5 protein-coding genes are annotated in these 5,938 nt (G+C 59.4%); 3 read left to right on the top strand and 2 right to left on the bottom strand.

Going from position 1 to position 5,938, the window contains the following annotated elements; translation table 11 throughout:
* From pdhA to QZ571_RS18105, 3 genes are all read left to right on the top strand, one after another.
* A partial coding sequence (gene pdhA / locus QZ571_RS18115; RefSeq protein ID WP_295537526.1) for a pyruvate dehydrogenase (acetyl-transferring) E1 component subunit alpha occupies positions 1 to 777 on the top strand: 777 nt, incomplete at its 5' end.
* Between the two features lie 12 nt (positions 778 to 789).
* On the top strand, positions 790 to 2,163 hold the full coding sequence (locus QZ571_RS18110) for a pyruvate dehydrogenase complex E1 component subunit beta (RefSeq protein WP_295537524.1): 1,374 nt from the start codon (positions 790 to 792) through the stop codon (positions 2,161 to 2,163).
* A gap of 12 nt (positions 2,164 to 2,175) precedes the next feature.
* Entirely contained in the window at positions 2,176 to 3,480 is a 1,305-nt protein-coding gene (locus QZ571_RS18105) for a pyruvate dehydrogenase complex dihydrolipoamide acetyltransferase (RefSeq protein ID WP_295537522.1), read from the top strand.
* 72 nt (positions 3,481 to 3,552) lie between these two features.
* On the opposite strand, the gene cysE is transcribed toward QZ571_RS18105, so the two are convergent.
* Both cysE and QZ571_RS18095 read right to left on the bottom strand, forming a co-directional pair.
* The gene (cysE, locus tag QZ571_RS18100; RefSeq protein ID WP_295537520.1) at positions 3,553 to 4,359 is read right to left on the bottom strand and encodes a serine O-acetyltransferase; all 807 of its coding nucleotides are present in this window, start codon (positions 4,357 to 4,359) and stop codon (positions 3,553 to 3,555) included.
* A gap of 74 nt (positions 4,360 to 4,433) precedes the next feature.
* Complete coding sequence (locus QZ571_RS18095) at positions 4,434 to 4,715, bottom strand: hypothetical protein (RefSeq protein WP_295537518.1); 282 nt, start codon at positions 4,713 to 4,715, stop codon at positions 4,434 to 4,436.
* Positions 4,716 to 5,938: the final 1,223 nt, after the last annotated feature.

The raw sequence follows: 5,938 nt of genomic DNA, 5'->3' as shown, positions 1-5,938 counted from the left end.
CATATGCTGGCCTGCGGAATGGACCCCAAGGGCGTCATGGCCGAACTGACCGGGCGCGAGGATGGCTATTCCAAGGGCAAGGGCGGCTCGATGCACATGTTCAGCAAAGAGAAGCATTTCTACGGTGGTCATGGCATCGTGGCAGCCCAAGTGCCGCTGGGCGCGGGGCTGGCTTTTAGCGACAAATACAAAGGCAATGACAACGTCACCTTCACCTATTTCGGTGATGGCGCTGCCAACCAGGGCCAGGTGGCCGAGACCTATAACATGGCTCAGCTGTGGGATTTGCCGGTCGTGTTCGTGATCGAGAACAACCAATATGCGATGGGCACCAGCGTTCAGCGCGCCACGAAATCCCCCGACTTCTACGAGCGCGGCATTGCCTATGGCATCGCGGGCGAAGAGGTTGATGGCATGGATGTGCTGGCGGTGAAGGCTGCGGGCGAAAAGGCCGTGGCGCATTGCCGCTCGGGCAAGGGCCCGTATATTCTTGAGATCAAGACCTATCGCTATCGCGGTCACTCGATGTCGGACCCGGCGAAGTATCGCACCCGCGAAGAGGTTCAGAAAATCCGCGAAGAGCGCGATGCGATCGAGCATGTGCGCCAGCTTTTGCTGACCGGAAATCACGCGACCGAAGACGACCTCAAGGCGATCGACAAAGAGATCAAGGGCGTCGTGAACGAGGCCGCCGAATTCGCCAAGGAAAGCCCCGAGCCCGCGCTCGAAGAGCTTTGGACCGACATTTACGCCGATGCGGCGCCGCAGAACGCCTGAGGGGGAACAACAATGGCAACGAAGATTTTGATGCCCGCGCTGTCTCCGACGATGGAGGAAGGCACGCTTGCAAAATGGCTCAAGAAAGAGGGTGACACCGTGGCCGGCGGTGACATTCTGGCCGAGATCGAGACCGATAAGGCCACGATGGAATTCGAGGCGGTCGATGAGGGCGTCTTGGGTAAAATTCTGGTCGCGGAAGGCACAAGCGGCGTGAAGGTCAATGACCCGATCGCGGTGATGCTGGAAGAGGGCGAGGATGCTTCGGATGCCGAAGCCGCCGAGGCCCCCAAGGCGGCGGCGCCAGCGGCCCCCGCCTCTGCCCCCGCGCAAGCGAAGTCAGCCGATGACAGCACCGACATTCCGCGCCCCGATACCAGCCCCGACTGGCCCGAAGGCACACCGATGAAAACGCAGACCGTGCGCGAGGCGCTGCGCGATGCGATGGCCGAGGAAATGCGGCGCGACGAAAACGTCTTCCTGATGGGCGAGGAGGTGGCCGAATATCAAGGCGCCTACAAGATTTCCCAAGGTCTGCTGGATGAGTTCGGCGCCAAGCGGGTGATTGATACGCCGATTACCGAGCACGGCTTTGCCGGTCTGGGTGTCGGCGCGGCCTTTGGCGGTTTGCGCCCGATTGTCGAGTTCATGACCTTCAACTTCGCCATGCAGGCAATTGACCAAATCATCAACTCTGCCGCTAAGACGCTGTATATGTCGGGCGGTCAGATGGGGGCGCCGATGGTGTTCCGTGGTCCCAACGGTGCAGCGGCCCGCGTGGGCGCGCAGCACTCTCAGGATTACGGCGCGTGGTATGCGCAAATTCCGGGTCTCAAGGTCGTGCAGCCCTACTCGGCAGCCGATGCGAAGGGTCTGTTGAAATCGGCCATTCGGGATCCGAACCCGGTGATCTTCCTGGAAAATGAAATCCTTTACGGGCGGACCTTCGAAGTGCCCGATATCGAGGACTTCACCATTCCCTTTGGCAAGGCGAAAGTCTGGCGCACAGGCGCAGACGTGACCATCGTCAGCTGGGGTATCGGCATGAGCCATTCGCTGGAAGCTGCTGAAAAGCTTGCAAAAGAGGGGATCGAGGCCGAGGTGATCGACCTGCGCACCCTGCGGCCTATCGACTATGACACGGTGCTCGCAAGCGTGATGAAAACCAATCGCTGCGTGACCGTCGAAGAGGGCTTCCCCGTCGCCTCGCTTGGCAACCATATGAGTGCCGTGATCATGGAGCGCGCGTTTGATTATCTCGATGCGCCCGTGATTAATTGCGCCGGCAAGGATGTGCCAATGCCCTATGCGGCGAACCTTGAAAAACTGGCGCTTTTGACCTCGGACGACGTGGTCGAAGCGGTCAAAAAAGTGACCTACCGGTAAGGAGACAGGACTATGGCTACGCAAATCTTAATGCCCGCCCTGTCGCCCACGATGGAGGAAGGCACGCTCGCAAAATGGTTGGTCAAGGAGGGGGACACCGTCTCCTCCGGCGACATTTTGGCAGAGATCGAGACCGACAAGGCGACGATGGAATTCGAGGCCGTCGACGAAGGTGTGGTCGGCAAGCTCCTTGTCGCAGAAGGCACGAGCGGGGTGAAGGTCAACGACCCGATTGCTGTGATTCTGGACGAGGGTGAGGATGCTTCGGCCGCCGAAGCGACGAAGGCCCCCAAAGTCGCCCCCGCGCCAGAAACCCCCAAGGCCGAAAGCGCCCCCAAGGCGGAGGCGGTTTCGGCAGCCCCTGCCCCGGCAGCCCCGCAAAGCACGGATGGCAAACGCATTTTCGCTTCGCCACTGGCGCGTCGGATTGCTGCGGATAAGGGCATTGATCTGTCGTCCCTGTCCGGCTCTGGTCCCAAAGGCCGGATCGTGAAAGCCGATGTTGAGGCCGCTCAGGGTGGTGCCAAAGCAGCTGCCCCGGCGGCGCAGTCCACGGCTACAACCGCGAGCGCTCCTGCCATGCAACAACCCTCAGCCTCGGCGATTGCCAAGATGTACGAGGGACGAGCGTATGAGGAAATCGAGCTGAACGGGATGCGCAAGACGATTGCCGCGCGCCTCACCGAAGCCAAGCAGACGATCCCGCATTTCTATCTGCGCCGTTCGGTCAAACTCGACGCGCTGATGGAATTCCGCTCGCAACTCAACAAGCAGCTTGAAGGGCGCGGCGTGAAGCTGTCGGTCAATGACTTCATCATCAAGGCTTGTGCGCTGGCGCTGCAAGCCGTGCCCGATGCCAATGCAGTCTGGGCAGGCGACCGGGTGTTCAAGATGAAGGCATCGGACGTCGCTGTAGCAGTCGCCATTGAGGGGGGGCTCTTCACACCCGTTCTGCAAGACGCGGAAAGCAAATCACTTTCTGCCTTGTCAGCCGAGATGAAAGACCTCGCCAAGCGGGCACGTGACCGCAAACTCGCGCCGCATGAATACCAAGGCGGCAGCTTTGCGATTTCGAACCTTGGGATGATGGGCATCGAGAATTTCGACGCCGTGATCAACCCACCGCACGGCGCTATTCTTGCAGTTGGCGCAGGCATCAAGACGCCCGTTGTGAATGACGCTGGTGAGATTGAGGTGGCCACGGTCATGTCGATGACGCTGTCGGTTGATCACCGGGTTATCGACGGGGCGCTTGGGGCTGACCTGCTCAAATCGATCTGTGAGAACTTGGAAAATCCGATGCTGATGTTGGCCTGACAACAGGCCTGAAAATGCAAAAAACGCCGGGCGCAATGCCCGGCGTTTTTATTTCAATTCAATGCGTTCCACTCAGCTATTGTGCAGAATCTGATCCATTTCAGATGCAGGACGATCACAGCCAGCATCTCCGACTATTTTGGCAGGAACGCCCGCCACAGTCTTGCAGCACGGCACATCCATAAGCACGACAGACCCCGCAGCGATCCGCGAATTGTCACCCACTTTGATATTGCCAAGCACCTTTGCACCTGCCCCGATCAGCACGCCATTGCCAATTTTGGGATGACGATCTTCGTCTTCTTTGCCCGTCCCGCCCAGCGTGACAGAATGCAACATCGAGACATTGTCGCCCACCACCGCAGTCTCGCCGATCACGATTGAATGGGCGTGGTCCATCATGACTCCGCGCCCTATCCGCGCACCGGGATGAATATCGACACCGAACAGTTCTGACGCCCGCATTTGCACGAAATAAGCCATGTCCCGACGCCCTTGCACGAACAGCCAATGTGCAACGCGATAGGCTTGAAGCGCCTGAAATCCCTTGAAAAAAAGCAGTGGCTGCAGCAGACGATGGCAAGCTGGATCACGCTCGTGCACAGCCACCAGATCGGCGCGCGCCGCCTGACCAAGGCCGGGTTCTGATCCGTAGGCTTCATCCGCGATCTCGCGCAGGATTTGCTCACTCATTTCGCCCGATGCCAATTTCATCGAGAACCGATAGGCCAAGGCGCGTTCAAGCGTTGGATGATGCAACAGGCCAGCATGAATGAGCGCGCCCAAAAGCGGCTCATCGCGCACAGCCGCGCGCGCCTCATCGCAAATCCGCGTCCAAACTGGATCGACCGCAGCCACCTGCGCCATATGTTTCATCATCGGACTCTCCGTTATCGCGTTTTAGCCTATCACATAGGCTGCCAGCCCGGTAGAGGAAGGGGATGACGCGATTTTCAGCGCGCTTGATAGTCGATCAGGGCCTCGCAGACGGCCGAGAGCGCCTCTAAATAGTCATGCTGGCCCGCAATGCGCGGCCCCATAGGTTGGCCGAGGGCCCAAGACATCAACGATCCATTCCCCCAATCGGGATGTGATTTACCAACCTTTTCCCGATGCGCATCAGCCGCCTCAACCTCAGATATCGCGTCGGTCAGTCGCGCGCGAATCTGCGCATGCGGCCACAGCATTGCAACCGGTGCCAACGCGATCAGATCACCGTCTAGCACGGGTCGCATTGCGCTTAGCCCGGCACCGAAACTTGGACGAACAATCCCGGCCCATAAACATCTGAAACCTGCGCCACCGCGACCTTGAACCCACCCGAGATTCCATCCGCGTTTTTTTGCGCCTGCGTATAGGTCCAATTAGCGGCGTTGATCTGCTCCTCGCGCCGTATCTGGGCCCCTTCCATCACCCGGACGACGTAACGCTCGCTGGCCTCACCAAGCGGCACATCATAGCCCGACCAATCATCGCCCCCGATCCGCGTACGCCGAACCCAACCGAACTCCCAGCCGCCATCAGCGATGGTGACGCGAAGGTGGCAGGGCGAATATGGACGCATCCCGATGCCCGAAAACGCCTGCACAGTGTGGACATAGGAAGGATCGTCATAGGGCCGTGCCACCGACCCGATCCGATAATGGCGCGCGATGTTGCGTAGCGATGACGGCAAAGAAATCTGATCAACGCCCCCCGACAGCAGAACCACGACCGAGCCCTCTGGCCAAAGCTTCGGCATCAAACCATCGCTGCCCAACTGCCCGCGCAAACGCAGGCTCAGATCATAGATGCCAGGTGCCACCGGAGTGGCGTCGGCGAACTGAAATATCTCCCAATTATCTGTACTGCCGTCGCCAATCGCCATCGCATTGGCACCCGCCAACACTGCCTCCTCACTTGCACTCGCCAGCGTGCCCCAAGCCAGTTTGATCCGCAGCGCGACGCCACGATCCCAAAGACCGACTTGCGCCGCATTCAAGACATTTTGCGTCTGCCCGATCACCGAGCGCCGCTCAATCGTTGCACTGCGCGTGTATCCGGCATCACTCGCGGCGTCATAGACCGCCACTGCCCCGGGCCAAGGGCGCGCGGTGACCGCCAAATGCGGTGCATAAGGGTCTTCATCTCCACTCAATAGCGGGATATCCAAAAACACCGGCACTACGGGAACGGGCACGGCAAAGGGCTTGATCGTGACCTGCTCTTCTGCCTCATCAGATGGCTCGTAAACGCCTGGCTCGACGCGCACCGCCTCGACCGAAATCGCTTCAGCGCGCTCAACCCGGTCGATCCGATAGCGCCGTGCTCCGTCAGATCGGAAGAGCACACGTCTGAACTCCAGTCACGTGAAACGATCTCGTATGCCGTCTTCTGCTTGAAAAAAAAAAGCGAAAATGGCCGACGTCGGAAGTATACGCAGAAGGGCATGTATCTGGCCAAGAGCAAAGACAATGGG

It is taken from the genome of uncultured Thioclava sp., assembly GCF_913064665.1.
GTDB lineage: Bacteria > Pseudomonadota > Alphaproteobacteria > Rhodobacterales > Rhodobacteraceae > Thioclava > Thioclava arctica.
Note: the sequence above shows the minus strand (reverse complement) of the source record. Positions and strands in the feature narration are given on the sequence as shown.

Excerpts from the sequence above, each read along its gene's own strand:
- QZ571_RS18110 (WP_295537524.1), top strand. The coding sequence starts at position 790 with ATGGCAACGAAGATTTTGATGCCCGCGCTGTCTCCGACGATGGAGGAA.
- QZ571_RS18105 (WP_295537522.1), top strand. The coding sequence starts at position 2,176 with ATGGCTACGCAAATCTTAATGCCCGCCCTGTCGCCCACGATGGAGGAA.
- cysE (WP_295537520.1), bottom strand. The coding sequence starts at position 4,359 with ATGATGAAACATATGGCGCAGGTGGCTGCGGTCGATCCAGTTTGGACG.
- QZ571_RS18095 (WP_295537518.1), bottom strand. The coding sequence starts at position 4,715 with ATGCGACCCGTGCTAGACGGTGATCTGATCGCGTTGGCACCGGTTGCA.